The sequence below is a fragment of the Priestia sp. 3CA3 genome (assembly GCF_056836725.1).
On the sequence record NZ_JBXENJ010000002.1, the window covers coordinates 23650 to 43707 of the forward strand.

17 protein-coding genes are annotated in these 20058 nt (G+C 39.3%); 3 read left to right on the plus strand and 14 right to left on the minus strand.

Annotated features, from left to right (window positions below; all coding sequences use genetic code 11):
• Positions 1–2 precede the first annotated feature (2 nt).
• On the plus strand, positions 3–2135 hold the full coding sequence (locus AC1VNJ_RS04915; RefSeq protein ID WP_482640377.1) for a GDYXXLXY domain-containing protein: 2133 nt from the start codon (positions 3–5) through the stop codon (positions 2133–2135).
• Positions 2136–2355: 220 nt separating this feature from the next.
• On the opposite strand, the gene abc-f is transcribed toward AC1VNJ_RS04915, so the two are convergent.
• The 6 genes from abc-f to AC1VNJ_RS04945 all read right to left on the minus strand — a co-directional run bounded on the left by abc-f (position 2356) and on the right by AC1VNJ_RS04945 (position 10161).
• Complete coding sequence (gene abc-f / locus AC1VNJ_RS04920; RefSeq protein ID WP_482640378.1) at positions 2356–3984, minus strand: ribosomal protection-like ABC-F family protein; 1629 nt, start codon at positions 3982–3984, stop codon at positions 2356–2358.
• A gap of 370 nt (positions 3985–4354) precedes the next feature.
• On the minus strand, positions 4355–5677 hold the full coding sequence (gene melA / locus AC1VNJ_RS04925) for an alpha-glucosidase/alpha-galactosidase (RefSeq protein ID WP_311264621.1): 1323 nt from the start codon (positions 5675–5677) through the stop codon (positions 4355–4357).
• 26 nt (positions 5678–5703) lie between these two features.
• Positions 5704–6534, minus strand: coding sequence for a carbohydrate ABC transporter permease (locus AC1VNJ_RS04930; RefSeq protein ID WP_028412981.1), 831 nt, complete (start codon positions 6532–6534; stop codon positions 5704–5706).
• Complete coding sequence (locus AC1VNJ_RS04935) at positions 6534–7466, minus strand: carbohydrate ABC transporter permease (RefSeq protein WP_033579310.1); 933 nt, start codon at positions 7464–7466, stop codon at positions 6534–6536. Before AC1VNJ_RS04935 ends, AC1VNJ_RS04930 begins: the two co-directional genes overlap by 1 nt.
• Before the next feature lie 89 nt (positions 7467–7555).
• Entirely contained in the window at positions 7556–8815 is a 1260-nt protein-coding gene (locus AC1VNJ_RS04940; RefSeq protein WP_071273730.1) for an ABC transporter substrate-binding protein, read from the minus strand.
• 311 nt (positions 8816–9126) lie between these two features.
• Positions 9127–10161 carry a LacI family DNA-binding transcriptional regulator gene (locus AC1VNJ_RS04945; protein WP_154992434.1) on the minus strand — a complete coding sequence of 345 codons (1035 nt, stop codon included), beginning with the start codon at positions 10159–10161 and terminating at the stop codon, positions 9127–9129.
• Between the two features lie 333 nt (positions 10162–10494).
• Here AC1VNJ_RS04945 and AC1VNJ_RS04950 point away from each other — a divergent pair, with 333 nt between their 5' ends.
• On the plus strand, positions 10495–11250 hold the full coding sequence (locus AC1VNJ_RS04950; protein WP_482640379.1) for a uracil-DNA glycosylase family protein: 756 nt from the start codon (positions 10495–10497) through the stop codon (positions 11248–11250).
• Between the two features lie 65 nt (positions 11251–11315).
• A complete protein-coding gene (locus tag AC1VNJ_RS04955; RefSeq protein ID WP_482640380.1) occupies positions 11316–12095 on the plus strand; it encodes a class I SAM-dependent methyltransferase in 780 nt (259 codons plus the stop codon).
• 55 nt (positions 12096–12150) lie between these two features.
• On the opposite strand, the gene AC1VNJ_RS04960 is transcribed toward AC1VNJ_RS04955, so the two are convergent.
• From AC1VNJ_RS04960 to AC1VNJ_RS04995, 8 genes are all read right to left on the minus strand, one after another.
• Positions 12151–12366: a DUF3951 domain-containing protein gene (locus tag AC1VNJ_RS04960; RefSeq protein WP_482640381.1), complete on the minus strand. Its 216-nt coding sequence runs from the start codon at positions 12364–12366 to the stop codon at positions 12151–12153.
• Between the two features lie 76 nt (positions 12367–12442).
• Positions 12443–12898 (minus strand): GNAT family N-acetyltransferase, encoded by a 456-nt coding sequence (locus AC1VNJ_RS04965; RefSeq protein ID WP_482640382.1) that lies wholly within the window; start codon positions 12896–12898, stop codon positions 12443–12445.
• Between the two features lie 19 nt (positions 12899–12917).
• Positions 12918–13589 (minus strand): HAD family hydrolase, encoded by a 672-nt coding sequence (locus AC1VNJ_RS04970; protein ID WP_482640383.1) that lies wholly within the window; start codon positions 13587–13589, stop codon positions 12918–12920.
• Between the two features lie 134 nt (positions 13590–13723).
• Positions 13724–14671, minus strand: a complete 948-nt coding sequence (locus AC1VNJ_RS04975; RefSeq protein ID WP_482640695.1) for an alpha/beta fold hydrolase — start codon at positions 14669–14671, stop codon at positions 13724–13726.
• A 271-nt stretch (positions 14672–14942) separates the two neighbouring features.
• Positions 14943–16079 (minus strand): glycerate kinase, encoded by a 1137-nt coding sequence (locus AC1VNJ_RS04980; RefSeq protein ID WP_482640384.1) that lies wholly within the window; start codon positions 16077–16079, stop codon positions 14943–14945.
• A gap of 21 nt (positions 16080–16100) precedes the next feature.
• The gene (locus AC1VNJ_RS04985) at positions 16101–17369 is read right to left on the minus strand and encodes a GntP family permease (protein ID WP_153253027.1); all 1269 of its coding nucleotides are present in this window, start codon (positions 17367–17369) and stop codon (positions 16101–16103) included.
• Positions 17370–17495: 126 nt separating this feature from the next.
• The gene (locus AC1VNJ_RS04990; RefSeq protein ID WP_033579321.1) at positions 17496–18593 is read right to left on the minus strand and encodes a sugar diacid recognition domain-containing protein; all 1098 of its coding nucleotides are present in this window, start codon (positions 18591–18593) and stop codon (positions 17496–17498) included.
• Positions 18590–19978, minus strand: a complete 1389-nt coding sequence (locus tag AC1VNJ_RS04995; protein ID WP_482640385.1) for a sigma-54 interaction domain-containing protein — start codon at positions 19976–19978, stop codon at positions 18590–18592. Before AC1VNJ_RS04995 ends, AC1VNJ_RS04990 begins: the two co-directional genes overlap by 4 nt.
• Positions 19979–20058: the final 80 nt, after the last annotated feature.

Consider the following 20058-nt stretch of genomic DNA (forward strand, 5'->3'; position numbering starts at 1 on the left):
GTATGAGAGAAAAGCTCGTAAGACTCGGTTATTTACTGGGATTGGCTCTTGTTTTGTCCGGCATTTTATATTTCTTTGCATCGAACTGGCAAGGCTTTGACCGCTACATTAAAATTGCGCTGAGCGTGGGGCTGATGCTGCTGTTTTACGGAAGTGCGTTTGCGGTGCGAAAGCTGCTTCCTCAGCAGGCGTTTTTAAGTCACTGGACGCTTTTGGCCGGCGCTCTTTCATTTGGATTAAGCATCGCGCTTCTTTCTCAAATTTACAACACGCACGCTGAATCGTACTGGCTGTTTTTAATTTGGCTTGTGCCGGTTATTTTGTTTAGCTTTTTTACAAAGTATCAGCCGTTTTATGTGTTATCGTTTGTTTTATTTCAATTCACCATGGCTTTTTTCATTTCACCAACAGGCGCAGTTTCACAGCGAGGTGAATACGAGACGCTTTTACTTTACGCAGGAATGGCGTTTGTGAACTTACTCATTTTTTGGATCATAAAAAAGAAACACCTCTCGTCTCCTGTGATCATGTATGCGGCGTTTTGTTTGTTTCACTACATTTTTTTAACTGTTTCCCTGCCGGATTTCACAGGCAGCTCTAGCTTACGGATTGGTCTTATTATTTTTTATTTGCTGTTTTTACTAAGCTCCTTTTTTTATTTTTCAAAAGTGAAGCCGCAAAGGTCGTTTTTAGGGATTTCCATCGTGGCATTTGCTTTATTTGTTATTGAACAGTTTTTCTCTTTTATTTTTAAACACTACGCTGAATGGTCACTGTTCTTAGCTTTAGGATTTGTGATTTTATTTATTGGTGCAAGCGTATGGTTTGTCAAATGGCTCACTGCTAACACGTCAGCACAAAAAACCTCGCTCCGCGTAATCAAACGAATAGCGGTGATTGGGATTACGGCCATTGCATCGGTCATCGGCAGCAGCTCTTTAGGAGGACTTGTCACACTTATTACAGGAACGTACCCAACAAACGGAATGCTTGTGATTGGCGTTTTGCTGATTGTGGCATGTTATTTGATTAAAGCAGATATTCCAACCGTGAAATATACGCTTTTAATGATGGGCGTATTAATTAGCGGCGGCGCTTCTTTTTTTGTGAACGACATTCTGTTTTTTATCTACGTCATCGCACTTGTAGCGCTTTTAGTATTCACAAAGCATACGCCCGTTCGCCTGCTGCTTTTTGTGCTAGTGCAAGGGCTTCTGTTAATAAAGGTTCCGACTGCTTACTATGACACTATCAAAATAGATTATGTGCTGCTCGCTTTGTTTCTATTAAATGCCGCTGTGTACGCGATAAACGTGCACCACGCGTTTAAAAAAGCAGCGCTGCTTCTTGCTTTTATCTTTTTACTGTCGCTGACTGAATTAAGCGAACCTTCTTTTTTAAATATTATTTACTGTACGGTGTTTTTTGTAATTTCGACCGTCTTTTTATTTGTGACGGTACGAAAAGAGCCAAAGTATGATTTTATTGTTGGCATGATTTTCTGGTTTGTTTTTTTAGCGATGAAATATTACGACTTTGTGTGGGATTTATTTAATAAATCACTTGTGCTCGTTATTTTAGGCCTGATCTTTCTTTTCCTAAGCAGGAAATGGGACCTGTCAACGCCTGATCAGCCGCAACCGTCGTTTCTTGACCGCAGCCGAACCGCTGTATGGATCATCATTCTTGTTCAGCTCATTATTCTGGGCGGCATTTTCACTAAAAACGAAGTGCTTCTTCAAAACGGAAAAGAAATTAAGCTCGCTTTACAGCCAATCGATCCGCGCTCGCTGCTGCAAGGCGATTATGTTGAGCTTAATTACGACATTGCGCACGTTACCTTACCTCATGTGAAAGACGGTGAAAAAGTGAAGCTCATTCTTCGCCCTGACAAACAAGGCGTGTATGAATACGCAAAAATCTACCAAGCGGATGATGACTGGAATAAGCCGTATACTTCTAAAGAAAAAGACGTTGTCATTACGGGCAGCTATCACGACTGGGGAATTCAGTACGGAATTGAGCATTACTTTATTCCAGAAGGAACCGGCAGCAAAGTAGAAAGCGAAGCTCGTTTTGCTACTGTACGAGTTGGAAAAAACGGTGATGCCATTGTTACAAAAGTAGGCAAATAAAAAACAGCCGCTTCAACATTGAAGCGGCTGTTTTTTATTTTAATTGATAAATACGCTGATGATCATCGTTAGGATAAGAATCACAAAGAAAATGATGATTCCATAGCCAATCAATTTTATTCTTTTGGGCGTTCCTTTTACATTCATATCCGTTAGTTTTCCTTCAATACGCTTTTGATGTTCAGTAACATCATTGTATTCATTGTTAGGTGAAGTGATATTACCCTTCCTTTCTATTTAATCGTTTTCTTTCTTCTAAAAGCTCTTCGTATCTTTTTTCAAGACGCTGCTTGTCTTTTCCTTCTGGGGTGATAGAAAGCTCGCTAATCACTTTTGTTAATTCTAGTTGAAGCGCAAGTTTCTCCGCTTCATTTTGCTGCTGTGACGCTTTTTTGCTTTTACCCGTGTCTTCAATCGCCGCGAGATCCGCTTTGGACTGTTTTAACGTCAAAACATGCGTCGCAAGCTTTTTAACAAAATAGCGGTCGTGCGTCACAAATAAAATCGTCCCTGGATAAGCTTTTAACACTTCTTGAAGCGCTTCTTTTGTATGAAGATCAAGATAGTTGGTCGGTTCATCTAAAAGAAGAACGTTATAGTTTCCTAAAAAGACTTTTGCTAATGCCGTTTTGACTCGTTCTCCTCCGCTTAGCATCTCTACTTTTTTATACACGTCTTCACGTTTAAAAAGTAAGCGCGATAGCACCGTACGAATAAACTGTTCAGTGTACGGGCTGTCTTCTTTAATGTTTTCTAAAATGGTTTTAGCGGGATCTAGATTTTCAAGGCGCTGATGGAAAAAGCCGAGTTTTACAGGCTTCGCAACCGTAATTCCTTCTGTTCGCTGCTCAATCATATTCAGCAGCGTAGATTTTCCGGCGCCGTTTTTGCCGACAATCGCTACTTTCGCTCCTGGCTTCACACCGCCTTTTAGGTTTTGAAACAAGATATGATTACCAGCTGATGCTGATACTTTGTCAAAGCTCAGTACCTGCTTGCTGTGCACTTGGTGAAACTGCGATAGGTCAAAATGAATTTCTTCCATTTCTTTTGGCTTTTCTTTTTTCTCCAGCTTTTCAATTCTTGTTTCAATCGCTTTTGCGCTTCTATCTAGCTTCGCTTTTTGTTTTCCGACCGCTCGCTTATGAAGTCTCGCTTCAGAATTGCCCATGCGGCTCGGCGCTTTTTTAAGCGACTTTGATTTTTGGCTTTTTTCTTCAGACGCCAGTTCAAGCCGCTGCTTTTCTTGTACATACTGTTCATATTCAAACTGCTGTCTTTCAACCGCGTGTTTTTTTTGCGTCACATATTCTTGATAATTGCCTTCATAACAGTTAATTTTGCCGTCTTCTACTTCCCATATGGACGTACAAAGGCGATTTAATAATTCTCGGTCATGTGAAATCAGCAGCAGACTGCCTGTAAAAGACTTCATTTCTTCTTCAAATTTCTCTACGCCTTTTACATCTAAGTGGCTCGTTGGCTCGTCGGCTGCAAGCAGTTCCGCGCCGGATGAAAGAGCAGATGCAATTTTCTTTCTTGTTTCTTCTCCTCCGCTAAGAAAGTCCGCTTCAGTTGGCACACTCCACTGACTTTTCATCTCAGAAGAAACGGCAGATGTAGGTTGAACATCAAGCTGCGGAATCAGTGAGGAACGGCCATATGTTTGCACAATCCCTTGATCTGGACTCATTTTCTTCATTAAAATATGAAGCAACGTCGATTTGCCTTCTCCGTTTTTCCCAACAATTCCAATTCGCTCTCCGCGATGTACTTGAAGCTTCTCCGCTTGAAACAGCAGGCGATCTCCATAGCTTTTTTCAATATTTATAGCTTCTAACAATAACATAAAAAAACCTCCCTAGGATTTCTAGAGAGGATTAGAGGTCATAATTAGGCATACGCAAATATGCACCCTTTTATAGAGTAAAAAAAGGGAGAAATCACTTCATATAAGACATATAGAAATGGCACCTAAAAATGTACAGACTAATCCTATCTAGACAAATGTTCATTTAAAATAAAGTTTTAAAAGAATGTCTAAAAAAATAGGATTACTTATCCATTGTCTACGGTACCTTTCCTTTCTTAGTATAAAATGACTTGCTTCTTACAGTGTATGATGAACATTTTTAAATGTCAATATCCATTTGGATGATATTCCCTTCTTTTCCTAAGTACAAAAAATCCTCAGCTGATCTCAGCCGAGGATTCTTTTCTTACACGTATTGATTCACTTTCCCTGTAAAATCAGGCAGCCACTCACCGTGGGCTTCAATTAAATCATCGCACATACGAATGATGTCATCCATGGATAATTCCGCATTTGTATGAGGATCTAGCATCGCTGCTTGATAGATGTGCTCTCTTTTTCTAGTGACAGCTGCTTCAATAGTTAATAATTGCGTATTAATATTCGTGCGATTTAACGCCGCAAGCTGCTCTGGTAAGTCTCCTACATAAGTCGGCATAATACCGCTTCGGTCTACAACACATGGAACTTCTACGCACGCTTTTGTCGGCAGGTTACTAATTAAGCCTCCGGTATTTAATACGTTACCCGCAAATTTAAACGGCACGTTTGTCTCCATTGCTTCAATGATTCTAGAGCCGTACTCATGTGAACGTGTATGAGTTAACTGACTGTTGTTAACCATTTCTTCTCTCATGGATTCCCAATTGCTGATTTGCTCTTCGCATCGGCGCGGATATTCATCAAGAGGGATGTTAAACTGATCAACAAGATTTGGATATTTATGTTTAATAAAGTATGGATGATATTCTGCGTTATGCTCAGACGATTCGGTAATATAATAACCGAACTTATCCATTAGCTCAAAACGCACCATATCATGATGCTTTGTTCTTTGTTTTTCTTTTGCCAGACGCTTGATTTCTGGGTATAAGTCTTGTCCATCTCTTTTTACTTCTAGCAGCCATGCCATATGGTTAATGCCTGCGATTTTCTCTTGTATTCCTTCATGATCCATTCCGAGAGAATCAAATAAATCTTTTGTACATACTTGAACACTGTGACAAAGGCCTACCGTCTTTACATTTGTATAGCGCAGCATTGCACCCGTTAGTGTTGCCATTGGATTGGTGTAATTTAAAAACAGCGCATCCGGACATACTTCTTCAATATCTTTTGCAAAATCAAACAGCACTGGAATCGTGCGCAGTGATCTGAAGATTCCTCCAATTCCTACTGTATCTCCAATCGTCTGACGCAAGCCGTATTTTTTAGGAATTTCAAAATCAATGACGGTGCTTGGTTTGTATCCGCCTACTTGAATCGCGTTAATCACATACTTTGCTCCTGTTAAAGCTTCTCTGCGGTTCAAATAGGCTTTAACCGTAATATTCACTTTGTAGTTTTTTTTTAGATTGTTTAGCATATTTTCCGAATCTCTTAAACGCTCAGCATCTATATCGTAAAGTGCAAACTCAAAGCCAGCTAAAGCAGGCACAAACATGCAGTCTCCTAAAATATTTTTTGCAAAAACTGTACTTCCCGCTCCGATAAATGTGATTTTAGACATCGTCATCTTCCTTCCTCGTATTGGTTTTATCCTTTTACAGATCCTGATGAAAGCCCTGCAATAAAGTATTTTTGTAGCACTAAAAATAAAATGGTCATTGGAAGCATCGCAATGATTGCAGCTGCTCCTACTAAGCTAAGATTATTTTGATTTTCGGCAAAAAAGCTCGCTAACGTAACGGTTAATGTATGCATTTCCTTATCTTGAAGGAAGAAAATTGCAAACTGATAGTCGTTCCAAATATAGACGCTTGCAATAATTAAAATAGACGCAGTGACAGGCTTTAGCAGCGGAAATACGATTTTAAAGAAAATCGTTAACGTGCCGGCCCCGTCGATTCTTGCTGCTTCCTCGAGCTCTTTAGAAATAGTGGAGCGAATGAAGCTCGCATATAAAAAGATCGTTAGCGGCAAAAATGCTGCGACATTATTTAAAATAGCAATTTGATACGTGTTCATCATCCCCATATTCACAACCATTTTGTACAGCGGAACTAGTGCTGTTAAAGGCGGTATTACCATCACGGCGATAAAGATAAAATAGACGTACTTATTTAGTTTCGTTTGGCGTCGCGCTAAAGGATACGCAGCCATTGATCCTAAAAAAATAAGCAGAATCGCCGAAACGAACGTAATGATAAATGTATTAACAAAAGAATTTCCTAAGTTCGCTTGCTCCCAAGCCGCTGTAAAATTTTCAAGGTGTATGCTTTTTGGAAATACCCATTTTGAACTAAAATCCCCGGTTGCCTTTAAAGAAGTCGTAACTAGAATATAAAAAGGGACAATATGAACGAGCGTTATACAAAGCGCTAGAAAGGTAAAAAATCGTTTTTTCCGTTTATTTGTATAGTCCATCACGCTTCTGTCTCCTTTCGCTTAAAGTACACAAGTGCTGATAAGCTAATGACTAAAATAATGAGCGCCATGCACACACCTTGAGTTGCAGCATAGCCGGCGTCTTGTCTTCTAAAATATAAATCATACATAAAAGTAGACATTGACTGCGATGCATCTCCAGGCCCTCCTCCTGTCAGCGCAACAATGACGTCAAACAGTTTTAAACCTCCGATAATATTTAAAACGACGTTAATTGTAATCGAAGGCATGAGCAGTGGAAGCGTAATGTTTTTAAACTGCTGAAGAGCCGATGCTCCGTCAAGCTGCGCCGCTTCGTAATAATCTTTTGAAATACTTTGCAGCCCCGCTAAATAAATAATCATCGCAATTCCAACGAATTGATACGTATTGACGAACACAATAATCCAAGAGTTAAGCTCCGGAGTCCCCAAAGCATTAATCTTCTCAAAGCCTAAAAATACAAGAAGGTCATTTAAAGCGCCTCCTTGGTAGGCAAAAAAGAAGTACCAGATATACCCCATAATAATTGGGCTGATAATAACTGGAAGGTAGACAATTGTTCTTGTTACAGCTTTCATTTTAATGCTTTGATTGAGAAGCAAAGCATACAACAAGCCAATAATGTTTTGGAAAATTGTACTGCCTATTCCGTAGAGCAGCGTATTTTTTATCACAAGCCAAGTCGTTGGGTCTGCAAGCAAACGTTTATACTGCTGGAGCCCAATCCAATCGTATGTTTGTGAAAATCCATTCCAATTAGTAAAGGAAAGTCTAATTCCGTTAATAAAAGGATAGATAATAAAAACGGTGATAATTACTAAGCCGGGAAGGTACATCCACCATAAAGAAGACTCTGTTTTTAATTTTTTCTTTCGTTTTTCCGTATCTCTTACTACGGAAACCGACTCTTTCCTGACTATTTCATTCATCGTGTTCACTCCTATTTCAGCTTGTGTTGAAAAGAAGCAGAAGACTATCTCCCTGCTTCTTAGCGAACAAGGAACTTTTGCACACTATTTTATTGTTTACTGAGACGCTTGTACTCTTTTTCCATCTCTTTTGATAATTGCTTTGGCGTTAAACTTCCCGCTAGCAATTCTTGACCTGTAGAAGACATCACTGCCCACATACCGCTCGGTAAATACTTTCGGTCGAAGTATGGCTCAACTTTAATATCGCTATACTTATCGTAGTATTCAGAGTAGTAGTTTTGGGTTTTATTGTTTGTCAGAGCCGATGCTGAAGACGTTCCTTCGGCAATCTTTTTGGCAACTTCCGGCTGTGACACAAATTCAATAAATTTCTTAGCTTCTTTAAGGTGCTTAGAATCCTTCCACGCAGCAAGGGTAAAGCGCTCTCCGCCAATCCAGCTTTGCGTGCCCCCTTTATGAATAGCAGGCACCGGTACAGTTCCTACTTTTACTTCAGGATTTAATTCTGTTGCATCCGGTCCAAGAGATCCGCCCACAAATGTGAAAGCAATTTTATTTTGAGCCATTAATTCCGTTGCTTGAGATACTTTTGCGGTTAATACATCTTCATTCAGCAGCCCTTTTTTCTTCATTTCTGCCATTGTTTCTGCTAGAGGCGTATAGTTTGACCAATTGAATGTCCCTTTTTCCAACTGCTTAGCATAGTTCTTATTTTTTGCTGTAATAAGCTGAGGTGTAGCCAGCTGATCAAACACTTGAGCAATATTGCCATTTTCCCCTCCTGGGATCCATAGAGGCGCTACTTCTCCTTTGCTTTTCTTTTTTACTGTTTCTAACGCTGTTATAAATTCATCCATTGTGTTAGGAGGCTTTATTCCGTATTTTTCTAACAGCGTCGCATTATAGCTAATTCCGTCTTTTGCTTGATTTAAAGGATACGCATACACTTTGCCGCTTTTATCTTTTAAAATTTGATTTAGCGCCGGATCCAAATGCTGAACCCAATCCATATCTTTTAAATCTGCTACATACTCCCCGTAGCGAAGCTGAGACCAGCCGTGCGTATCAAATAAATCCGGCATATCATTTGCACCCATTTTCACACGAAGCATATCTTCATAGCCGTTACCCGGAAAATTTGCATCAATTTTAATATCTGGATTTTGCTTTTCAAATTCTGTAATCGCGTTTTGAAGCGCTTTTCTCTCGCCTTTATTACTCATCGTAGAAAAAAGCGTTAGCGTTGTTTTCCCATTTCCGCCTGTTGCCGCTTCTTTATTTCCGCAGCCCGCTGCCACAACAGAAAAGACTAGTAATAGAACAAAAAGATACGTAAGCTTTTTCATTTATCTTTTTTCCTCCTTATACTCTATCAAGACACAAATAACTGAATATTCAGTTATTTGTACATAGACAAATTCATTGCACAACGAAATAAAGTCACTTATAATTTAATCCTATACTTTTACAAAGGTTCAAAGAGTCCTAGAAATGAAAAAGCTTTTTCATCTACATATTTATCTGCCAATAAGTATGTAGTTTCTAGGGCTTTTTAACCTGCCTTTTTTATGATTTTTTCTATTTTTCTTCCCCCTTATCACTCTTTATGTATGAATTCTGCTTTTCTATCACCCCCTTTCAAGTTATAACTTTTAGGTTACTGCTTCTTGAGCAAAGCTCCGCAGCTTTCACGGTAAATTAGTTTGGTCGGCACCATGACTTTTAAAGGAATGGACCTGCCGCTTAACCGATCTACTAGCATTTTAACAGCCTGCCTTCCCATTTCTTCGGTATATACTTTAACTGTGGTGAGCGGCGTGCTCGCAAATGCTGCGACATCCACATCATCAAAGCTTACAATCGCTACGTCTTCAGGAACCTTTATATTTGATTGCTGCAGGGCACGCATCGCTCCTATCGCCATTGCATCACTTGCGATAAAAAATGCCTCAGGAAGATTTCCTTGCTTAATCGCTTGTCCCATCAGCTCATATCCTTCATTCATTGAATATTCGCCGACATAAACTTTCTCAGAATCGAACAGGCCTTTTTCATGCATAACGCGTTCAAAAACCGTTTGACGCTGATCTTCAATAATAGAACTTCCATTGATATAATGTTCTCTTTCTGTCCCTCCGATATAGCCAATTCTTTTATAACCGAGGTCAAATAAATGATTTAATGCATGTTTAGTAGCTTTCTCAAAATCAATCATGACCGAATCGTACAAATCCTCATCCGCTTTGTGATTGATAAAAACAATAGTATCTAAATGATTGCTCACTTCTTGAACCGTTTCTGGACTAACTCTTCCCACTACAATTACTCCATCAAGATCCTGCAGCAGCTCTTCTTGCTTCATGCCTTTTAGTCTAAATGACTTTACTGTAAAAATTTCCTTTTCTGCGCATTCACTCTCTATTCCATGGCGAATAGAAGAGAAAAAAGGGTCTACTAACTCTTCTTCAAGCGATTGAGCAAAAATAATACCTATCCTTGGAGCTTCTATGTCTTTTCCGTTTGCCGTTCCTTTTCGTATCTTCACAGGCGTATATTGCAGCTCCTTGGCTGCATGAAGAATGCGCTCACGGGTAACCTCAGATACAGAAAGCGTATGATCATTATTTAGTACTCTGGATACGGTTGAACTGGAAACATTAGCGTACGCCGCTATATCTTTTAAAGTTGCCATCTTTTTACCTCTCTATTATAATCTTCTATTTTTACTAAATATTTATCTCTTATATTGGAAGAATAGCACATTAATAAAACGCTTTCAATAAATAATTTTAAAATTTCAGTAAATTTATTAAAATATTATCCAAAATTCTTCATTTCTTTTGCTAGTTCCGCCGTTAAAATGACAAAATCACTGCTATTACTACTTTATTTTTATCACACTGCACTAAAACTTAAGTAAACTTTTAGTAAATATTAATTTTCGTAAGAATTTGTTCATATTTGATATAAAACGGTTTGTTGGGGAAAATAAAAGAAGAAATACTGATAAGGAAAGAGAGAGCATATGATTAGCAAACATTCTTATTTTCAACAATGTCTGCCTGCCCTTCAACAATTGCATAATATGAATTTCACGAAAGAACAGCTGTTGCAAAAAGATTTTTTAATTCGGCAAGAAAATGGATTAAGCATGTACTACTCACCCCATAACGATTACATAAATCCAGAAGCTCATATTATTATTGCCGGCATCACACCGGGCTGGTTTCAAATGAAAACCGCTTTTAAACAATGCGTTTCCAGCCTGTCCCATCATCATCCGCTTGAACAAGTACTGTACGAAACAAAAAAAGCCGCGAGCTTTAGCGGAACGATGAGAGTAAATTTAATAGACATGTTAAATCGATGCGGCGTTCAAAAAGCGATCGGTATGGACAGTGCCGCTGAGTTATTTGCTTCACAGCGAGATATGCTGCATACCACGTCCGTATTAAAGTATCCTGTGTTTTACAAAGGAAAAAACTATACGGGTCATCAGCCGCCAATTAAACGATCAGCGCTTCTTTCACACTATGCTTTTGAAGTGTTTCCACAGGAATTGAACGAAATAAAGAATCCATGTTTAATCATTCCGCTAGGAAAAGCAGTTGAAAATGTTTTAAGAAAACTTTCGCGTGAACCTTCGTTTTCTCGGCATACGTATTTATTTGGCTTTCCTCATCCATCCGGAGCAAACGGACATCGAAAACGGATATTTGAAGAATACCTAAGTGAATTTACGGAAATTGTGGAGGGGTGGGCTGTAAAAAAAAAGAGCTGAAACTAGTTTCAGCTCTTTTTTTGCTATAATTATGTAAAAATATACCTACACGGAGGTCCGCTTTTATGTTAACAAATTTAGAAGAATATAATAACCCTCTTTTATACGACGATGAAAATGAGCAGTATACAGAAGACGTTGCTTTTTTACTAACAGAAGCAGCTAAGGAAAGCGGAATAATCCTTGACTTAGCTTGTGGTACAGGACGTGCGACCATTCCATTAGCAAAAGCGGGACATTCACTGATTGGAGTAGATATTCACCCACCCATGCTGCAAGAAGCACAAAAGAAAGCAGAGGCTTTAAAGCTATCTGTTAAATGGGTAGAACAAGACTGTACCAAACTCGACTTAAAAATAAAAAGCGGCTTTATTTATATCGTAGGAAATTCATTTCAGCATTTTCTAACAAATGAGGAGCAGCACGCCTTTTTAAGCGGCGTTTATACGCATTTGAACGACGGTGGAACCTTTATTGTTGGAATACGTTTTCCTTCTATAGAAGAGCTAACGTCAACAGAAGCAGAAGAATATTGGAAAAGCTATCAAGATCCTGACACCCGATATACAACAGACGTCTACATAAGCAGCCACTATGATGCCATCAAACAAATTCAGCATAACCTCACAACTAGAAAGATAAGAGATCACGAAACAATCATAAAAGAAATAACATCGAAAATAGATTTACGCTACACGTTCCCGAAAGAAATGGAACATCTTTTAACACGTAGCGGATTTATGATTACGAGCGTCTACGGAGATTGGAAAAAGAGCGCTTTGACCAACCAAAGCACTCAAATGATTTACGTTTGTAAAAAACAAAGAGTCAATTCCACTCCTTAACACGGTTTATAGCCTGTTTATTTCTAGTATTACAAAGAAGGATACACATATCACCTTAGCTTTTTCTTCTTTTGGCATCTCCTTCTTTTTCTTCTATTTCTCGTTCATTTTGTTCTTCGTGAAACTCTTCTTCTGTTTGTGTAGCAAGATAGTCAAACGGCGTATAGTAATTACGAGGAAGCTTTCGCTGCCAAACTGTTTTAACAATAATAATCAGCAGCGGAATACTCACCGTTAAAATAGCGGCTAAAACTAGTAGCGAAAAAATCATAAATTATTTCCTCCTGCTTTATAAACCGTTCCTCCTAGAACAACAAAACGGATACCCTACACCCATTCACTTATATTCAATCTACATTTACCGCCATCAGTATACGAGATTCATGAGTAACAAAACCGTTCTTTTCAAAGAAACGTTCTGGTTTGCCTTGGCCTCTTTCTGTAGACACGTAGACTTCTTTCACTTCTTTTTGTATAAGTAGCTCTTTAAGGAAAGATAAAAGACTCGTTCCTATGCCAGTTTGCTGAGTGCTGCTTAACACACAAATTTCATTTACATAAAACGTCTTATAGTTCGCCCACTGTTCTTCATTTCCTGCTATAAATCCTATGAGTTTATTATTTTCACTGTGGAAGTAACCTATTCCTACGTACCCTGGAGTTTTACTGATATTGTATAAACGAGCATAAGCAGTGTCCATGCTCCAAGGCTCATTCCACGGTGAAGCACTAAAAACATTTGTATAGATGATTGCTGCTTCTTTAAGATCTTCATCAGTCAATAGACGAACTTCGGTTTTCATCGTGTTTCTCCTTTTCACATCAGTTCTCTTGAAACTCATTAATGACATTCAACAGCTCTTTTAAATCCTCTATTACATATGAATCTGTAAAATTCCCGTCAAAGAAAGCGTCTTTTTTCCATACAGCATGCATGCCCGCCCCTCTTGCACCAAGCACATCATTTTCTGGATGATCCCCGATATATACACTTTCTTCAGCCGACACATCAAGCGCTTTTAATGCTCGCAAAAAGATATCTTTATGCGGCTTTTTAATGCCTTCTTGTTCGGAAACAAGTATGGTATCAAAATAGTGATCAATTCCAAGCGCTCTAATATTCATCCACTGAAAGTCCGTAAAACCATTTGTAATCATGCCTAGCAACAGCCCTTTTTTCTTTAGCTCTTTTAGTACATCCTCCATATGTAAAAACGGAACGCAGTGAGCTGGAAAATAGTGAAGGTAATCATCTAGCATCCCTTCCCACGTTAGATTCGAAAGATCATATTCGTTCAAAAGCTGCTGATATACTTTGTCTTTCCATACATAGCCTTTGTGATCTAACTCGATAAATCTAGATATGTATTCCTGCTTCGGTATGTGTGCTAGCTCTTCACTATAACGCTCGTATTGATCTTGAATAAAACATTTTAACGAACTGTCTCGATCTAATAGTGTCCCGTCTAAATCAAAAATAACGGCTTTAATCATGATTTGCCTCCTCTATATATAAATCATTCTAGCGATTGGTTAATTATAACATTTATAGCTATACAGCTAACTAGATTTGATTCTTTCCTATAAAAAAGGAGACCCATGGTTCGGACTCCTTTTTCTTATATCCTTTATTTCCTTGTACTTGAATTAATAGATGTATCTATAAAATCATTCACATATTTGCTCATTTCTCTGTACTTCGTCCAGTGTAAATAGTGATGTCCTTGTAAAACGATTAGCTTTTGAGACGATACGTGACTTAATTGATTTTGGTAAAACGTAATATTTGATTTTCCCTCTTTTGGTTCTTTGTCTACTTTTCTAGTAAAAATCATTACGGGCATCTTTGAAGGAAATGACATATCGACGGTTTTATTTATATTGTTGTTCAGTTCTTTTGCTTCATCGATGACGTTTTTGTTGTAGCCTTTCCAGCTGGATATTGCTTTTGTCATTTTTAAATTTGTTGTTGTATACGTTCCTTCTTTGGCTAGCGGTAGATACTGATTAGGACTAGTAAGCAGGGCTAAGCGCGCAAGTCCACTTGGCGCTAAAACACTCATCAAACTTGGTATATTCAGTGCTTCTTCTTTAAAATAATCCAGCGCTTTTGGCAACGTAGGGTCTATTCCAATAATTGCTTCTACTTCATCTGGATATTTATTTGCATAATACATGCTGTAAACGCCAGAAACTGAGTGCGGCATTAATATATACGGACCTTTTATATCCGATTTTTGCAAAGCTTCTCTCATTTCACTTACACTATTTTCTACGGTACGTTTTTTATTCGTAATGTCACTCCATCCGTATCCAAATGGTTCTACTACCACAACTTTATTATCCTTCGACAGTTCATTTACTAAAGGTTCAAAATCCAGTGCAGGCGCAGTCGTTCCCAAGCCGCTTAGTAGTACAATTGTATTTTCCCCTTTACCTTTTGTATATACATGAATATTTCTGCCATTAACCTCTACTAATTGACCAATAGGCGGGTACTTTTTCTTTTCTACTGCCGTTATAACTTGATTCGTTACAATCCAAATGATGCATATTTCTAACATAGCTACTATCATGTTTCGTAAAATTCTCAAGAACCTAAACTTTTTTTGCACGTTAACCTCTCCTTTCCATAAGTAGCAGTTAGTAAGCAGACGAGAATGCGAGAGAACCTTTAGAACTGCTTACTTACTATGACGCTTCAGAAAACGTTTAGTTCTATTTCCTATATAAAATTTAAAAGAATGATAGCAGCTTACTTCAGCCCTAAACGAAAAAAAGGCCTCTTTTGATGGAAGAGCCCTTTTACCATTTATTAAAAAGAGAACAATAAAAACTGTAACTTCTTCACTTGATGCCTAAGCGTATAACTGACGCTACGTTCTTAGCCGTTCTTTCAATATTTTCATCAGCTTTTTCTAGCGCTTCCGGAAGAGTCACTGCCCCGGGCACGACGCTGAATAAAGCCGAAATACCGTGTTCATACACAGCTTCGCTTCCCGCTCCAATGCTCCCTGCTATCGCTATCACCGGAACGCTATGCTTTTTTGCTGTTTTGGCTACGCCAATGGGTGTTTTTCCGTAAATGGTTTGTCCATCTATTCTTCCTTCACCGGTAATGACAAGATCGGCATTTTTAATATAGCTTTCTAGCTGAGTTGCCTCAATGACAATGTCTACACCTGGCTTTAACTCCGCAGATAAAAATGCCAGCAGGCCGCCTCCTAGTCCTCCTGCCGCTCCAGCACCAGAAACACTTTGGATATGAATATTTATTTCTTTTTCAATAACTGCTGCGTAATGAGCTAGATTACGGTCAAGCCGTTTAACCATATCCGGAGTCGCACCTTTTTGAGGACCAAACACAGCGGATGCTCCGGTTTCACCCGTTAACGGATTGTCTACGTCGCACGCCACTTCTACTTTGACTTCAGCAAGCCGAGAATCCAAGTTTGTCAGATCGATAGAGGCTAACTGATCTAGGCTGCCGCCTCCTTCTTTTATTTCTGCTCCGTTAGCATCAAGAAGCTTTGCGCCTAAAGCTTTTGCCATACCGGCTCCTCCATCATTTGTAGCACTTCCTCCGATGCCAATAATGATATGCTTCACTTTGTGATCTAACGCTTTAAGAATGAGCTCGCCAGTTCCTCGCGTTGTTGTGATAAGCGGATTTCGTTTATCGACAGGGACATGATGAAGGCCTGAAGCGGCTGCCATTTCAATAACAGCCGTTTTGCCATCTCCAAGAATTCCGTAAAAAGCTTCCACCTCTTTACCTAAAGGTCCCGTTACTTTAGCTTGTATAATTTGTCCGCCCGTCGCGTCCACAAGCGACTGAACGGTTCCTTCTCCACCGTCTGCCATAGGTACTTTACTAATCTCAGCGTCTGGAAAATGAGTTCTTATTCCTTTTTCAACTGCTTCACAAACATGCAGAGCCGTTAAGCTTTCTTTAAATGAATCCGGTGCAATTACAATTTTCATCCGCACACACTCCTTTTATTTTTAGCCATATAGCTTTAATACACCAAATATAAGCGTGGATATAATGGCCATAATGAGTCCAATCAGCGATTCATACGGTATTAATTTTAAGCGTTCTTTTATTTTCATATTTACACTTCCGCCCGTTGCGTGGAAAAAACTTCCGTGCGGGAGGTGATCAAGTACGGTCGCTCCGGCATGAACCATAGCAGCACCGGCTAAAGCAGAAACGCCTAGCTCTAAAATCGTCGAGCCAAAAACTTGGCTTGCGACTGCTGTTCCTGCCGTTGTCGAAGCGGTTGCCGCTGACATAAAAATACCTGAAACCGGTGCTAAAACATAAGCTGGCAATCCAATGGCAGACAAGCCATGAATAATAACGTCTTTTAGCTGAGAGTTAGCAATAATTCCTGCTAATGTCCCCGTTCCGAGCAGCATAATGGCTACACCTGACATTTTCCCTAATCCAGAAATAGCATATGTATTAAGCTGTTTTCCTTTTTTCATCACAATGGCACCAACAATTCCTCCTGCTGGAAGCGCAACCATTGGATCAATATTAAGGTCAAAAAGCGGTCGCAGTGCCAGCAGCACGATCGTAACAATTGGTGCTATGATAGCCGTTAAAAACAGCGGCAAGCTGCTTGCATCCACTGTATCTATTTCTTCAGCTTGAACCATTGTTCCTTTTTTCACTAATCGTTTGGCTACTAGATAAGTGACCGCTACGCCAAATACAGCGGGAATGATTCCTGCAGCCATCACGGATGTAAGCGGAATATTGAATGCATCCGAAGCAGCAATAGCGTTAGGATTAGGAGACATTAAATTTCCTGCCTTTCCTCCTCCAATCATTGCCAGTAAAATAGCAGGCTTTGACATACCCGTACGTTTAGCAATGGCTAAAGCAATAGGCGCCACTGTGATGACAGCCACATCCACAAACACACCTACTGTCGTAAGAATGAGTGTGGCTAGCGCTAGAGCTAAAAGCGCTTTTGTTTCCCCAAGTTTTTTTACAATGGTTTCTGCTATAACCGCTGCAGCACCCGATTCTATTAATACCCCGGCCAATATACCAGCTGCAAGAATCCGCAGCACTGCGGGAATAATGCCTTGTGCCCCTTCAATCATTAAATTAACGGTATCAGCAATATTAACTCCGCCAATCAGTCCTCCAATTAAAGCTCCGGCTATCATTCCGTATGCGGGAGCCACTTTCTTTAAGATTAATATAATAGCAATTACTAATGCACAAATAGCGCCTAATGCGCTTACTTGAACGTCCATAAAGCATCCCCTTTCTTATTTCTTCTATCCCCAGTGCTAATTGTAAGCGCTACCTTTAATTCTTTCATTAGTCACTTCAACAAAAAGAGACCTTGCTATCGCAAGATCTTTTATGCACGTGCACAATTATGAAATTTTAGATAGCAGTAGCGCTACATACAGTTCGAGAAGGTCTTTTACTTTCCTTGGATCTTTTCCCGTGATATCTTGAATTTTATCTAGACGGTAGCTTAGCGTATTCCGATGAATAAAAAGCTTTTTAGCTGCCGTGCTTCCTTCGCCATTTTCTTCTATGTAGATCGTTAACGTTTCGATAAGCTCTTTTTTCTTATCATATTCCTTAAGCTTTTCATAGTATTGCAACAGATCATGATTTTCTTGAAAACCGGCGCGTTGACGTAACAGTACGGGAATTTGATAATCCGAATAGCTGTAGAAATCAGCTTCTGGATGAAGCTTTGAACCAACAGCAAGCGTATCTTTCGCCTGCTGATACGATACATGAAGGCCTTTAAAGTCAGCTTGAACAGATCCTGCAGATAACTTACACACCATACCAGACGCACGAAGCTGTTTTTCCAGCTGTTCAGCATAGCTGCTAGCGCTGCCCGCTTCTATAGATTTCAATAAAACCACTCCGTCTGGAAGCATAGCGTATAGATCATTATTAGCTATGTATTTCTTTACAACCTTCATAACTTCATGGCGATTTTCAGCTTTAATAATTAGTGCCATTCTTGGAAGGTATAAGTTAATATTAAACCGATTCGCTCGTTCAAAAAATAAGGAATCCAGCGGCTCTTCTTGTTGAAGAAGCTGATGAACCACCTCTTCTTTTAATCGTTCATCCCACTGAATTTCCTCTATTAAAATCATTTCTTGAAAAATCATTTCAGCAGCCATACGCACAAGCTCTCCGTAATTACGAATCTGTTCTGGCAGTCCTGTTAATCCCACGACTCCAACAATTTCTCCGTTAAAGAAAATAGGCAAATTCACGCCCGGTTTGGCTCCGCGCAGCGAGTCAGCCTGCTGCTGAGTAATTTCGTAAGAACTGCCGCTTTTTAATACCATTAGCGCTCCTTCGTGAATTTGGTCCATTCGCTTTTTGTCACCAGAACCAATAATGACTCCTTTTTCGTTCATCACGTTAATGTTGCAATCAATAATCTCCATTGTTCTACCGACAATTTTCTGAGCTAATTCTTTTGTTACATATCTCAAGCCTGCTCCTCTCTTTCTTTACATTCCCATCTTTTTAGTTTCTTTATCAAAGTAGAATGATCGATACCTAATTCTTTCGCTGCCTGCCGGAGTGATGAACAATGTTGAATAGTTTCTTTAACGAGTCGCTGTTCAAACTGCTCCACTTTCTTTTTTAGAGGTAAATAATCACATTTTTCATCTTCATGATAAGTATGAAAAGGTAAATGATGGGCTTCAATTGTTTCTCCAGGAACAGACACAATCATATTCTCCACCATATTTCGAAGCTCTCTTACATTTCCTGGCCATTGGTAAGCTTCTAATACTTGCTTCGCTTTATTTGATATGCGCTTTTGGACGTAATACAAGCTGCAAAAGTAGGAAACATAATGATCAACCAGTAAACTGATATCCTCTTTACGTTGAGATAGAGGCGGAAGGCTGATTTCGACTACCTTTAAACGGTAATATAAATCTTCACGAAACCTCCCCTTTTTAATAAGCTCTCCTAGATGTTGATTTGTTGCCGAAATGATTCGTATATCGATACTTTTTGTTTTAGTTCCTCCAATTTTCTGTACCTGCTTTTCCTGTAACACTCGAAGCAGTTTCACTTGCAAGGAAATCGGCATTTCACCAATTTCATCAAGCATCAAGGTTCCGCCATCAGCGAGTTCTAACAGTCCTATTTTCCCTTCTGTTCGAGCGCCAGTAAAAGCTCCCTTTTCATAGCCGAACAACTCCGATTCTAGCAACGGCTCAGGAATGGCTCCGCAGTTCACTTTAATAAATGGCTGATTGTTTCTATCGCTTAAATCGTGAATAAGGTTAGCGACTACTTCTTTTCCGGATCCTGAGGGACCTGATAGAAGAATACTTGTAGGAAACGGAGCTACTTGTTTGGCTTGCTGATAAACCAAGTTCACCCTATTGCTTTGAAACACTAGGGGCTGTTCCGACCCATTCACGTTTACAGCGTATTTATTTGCATTCATATGCGAAAACTCTTGTACCTTTAAAAGCTCTTTTTTAACTGCGTTTAACTGTGTAATATCCTGTACAGTGGTCACAACGAGCTCTATTTCACCTTGTTTGTTAAACACTGGATTTCCTGTTACCATAACGTCTCTTTCGCTTGAAATGGTTTGCATAATAGAGCGCTGCTGTTTTTCTACTAACACAAGTAGGGAAACAGATTGATCAATATATCCTTCATCGATAACGGTTTGCATATGCTTTCCTAATACGTCTCGTTTATTTGTTCCTGTGATTTTTTCATAAGCTTCATTTACATATATCGTTATTCCCTTTTTATTTACTACATATATTCCGTCCGTAGAGAATTCAATGATGGCCTGTAACGTTTCGTTCGTCAAATCTTTTTTCCCTTTAAAAGAAGTCATTGTTTTGCATTCCTTTCTTATGGTGAATTTCCGCCAACATATGGTGAAACTTTTCACCACTAACCATTCAATGCACAATA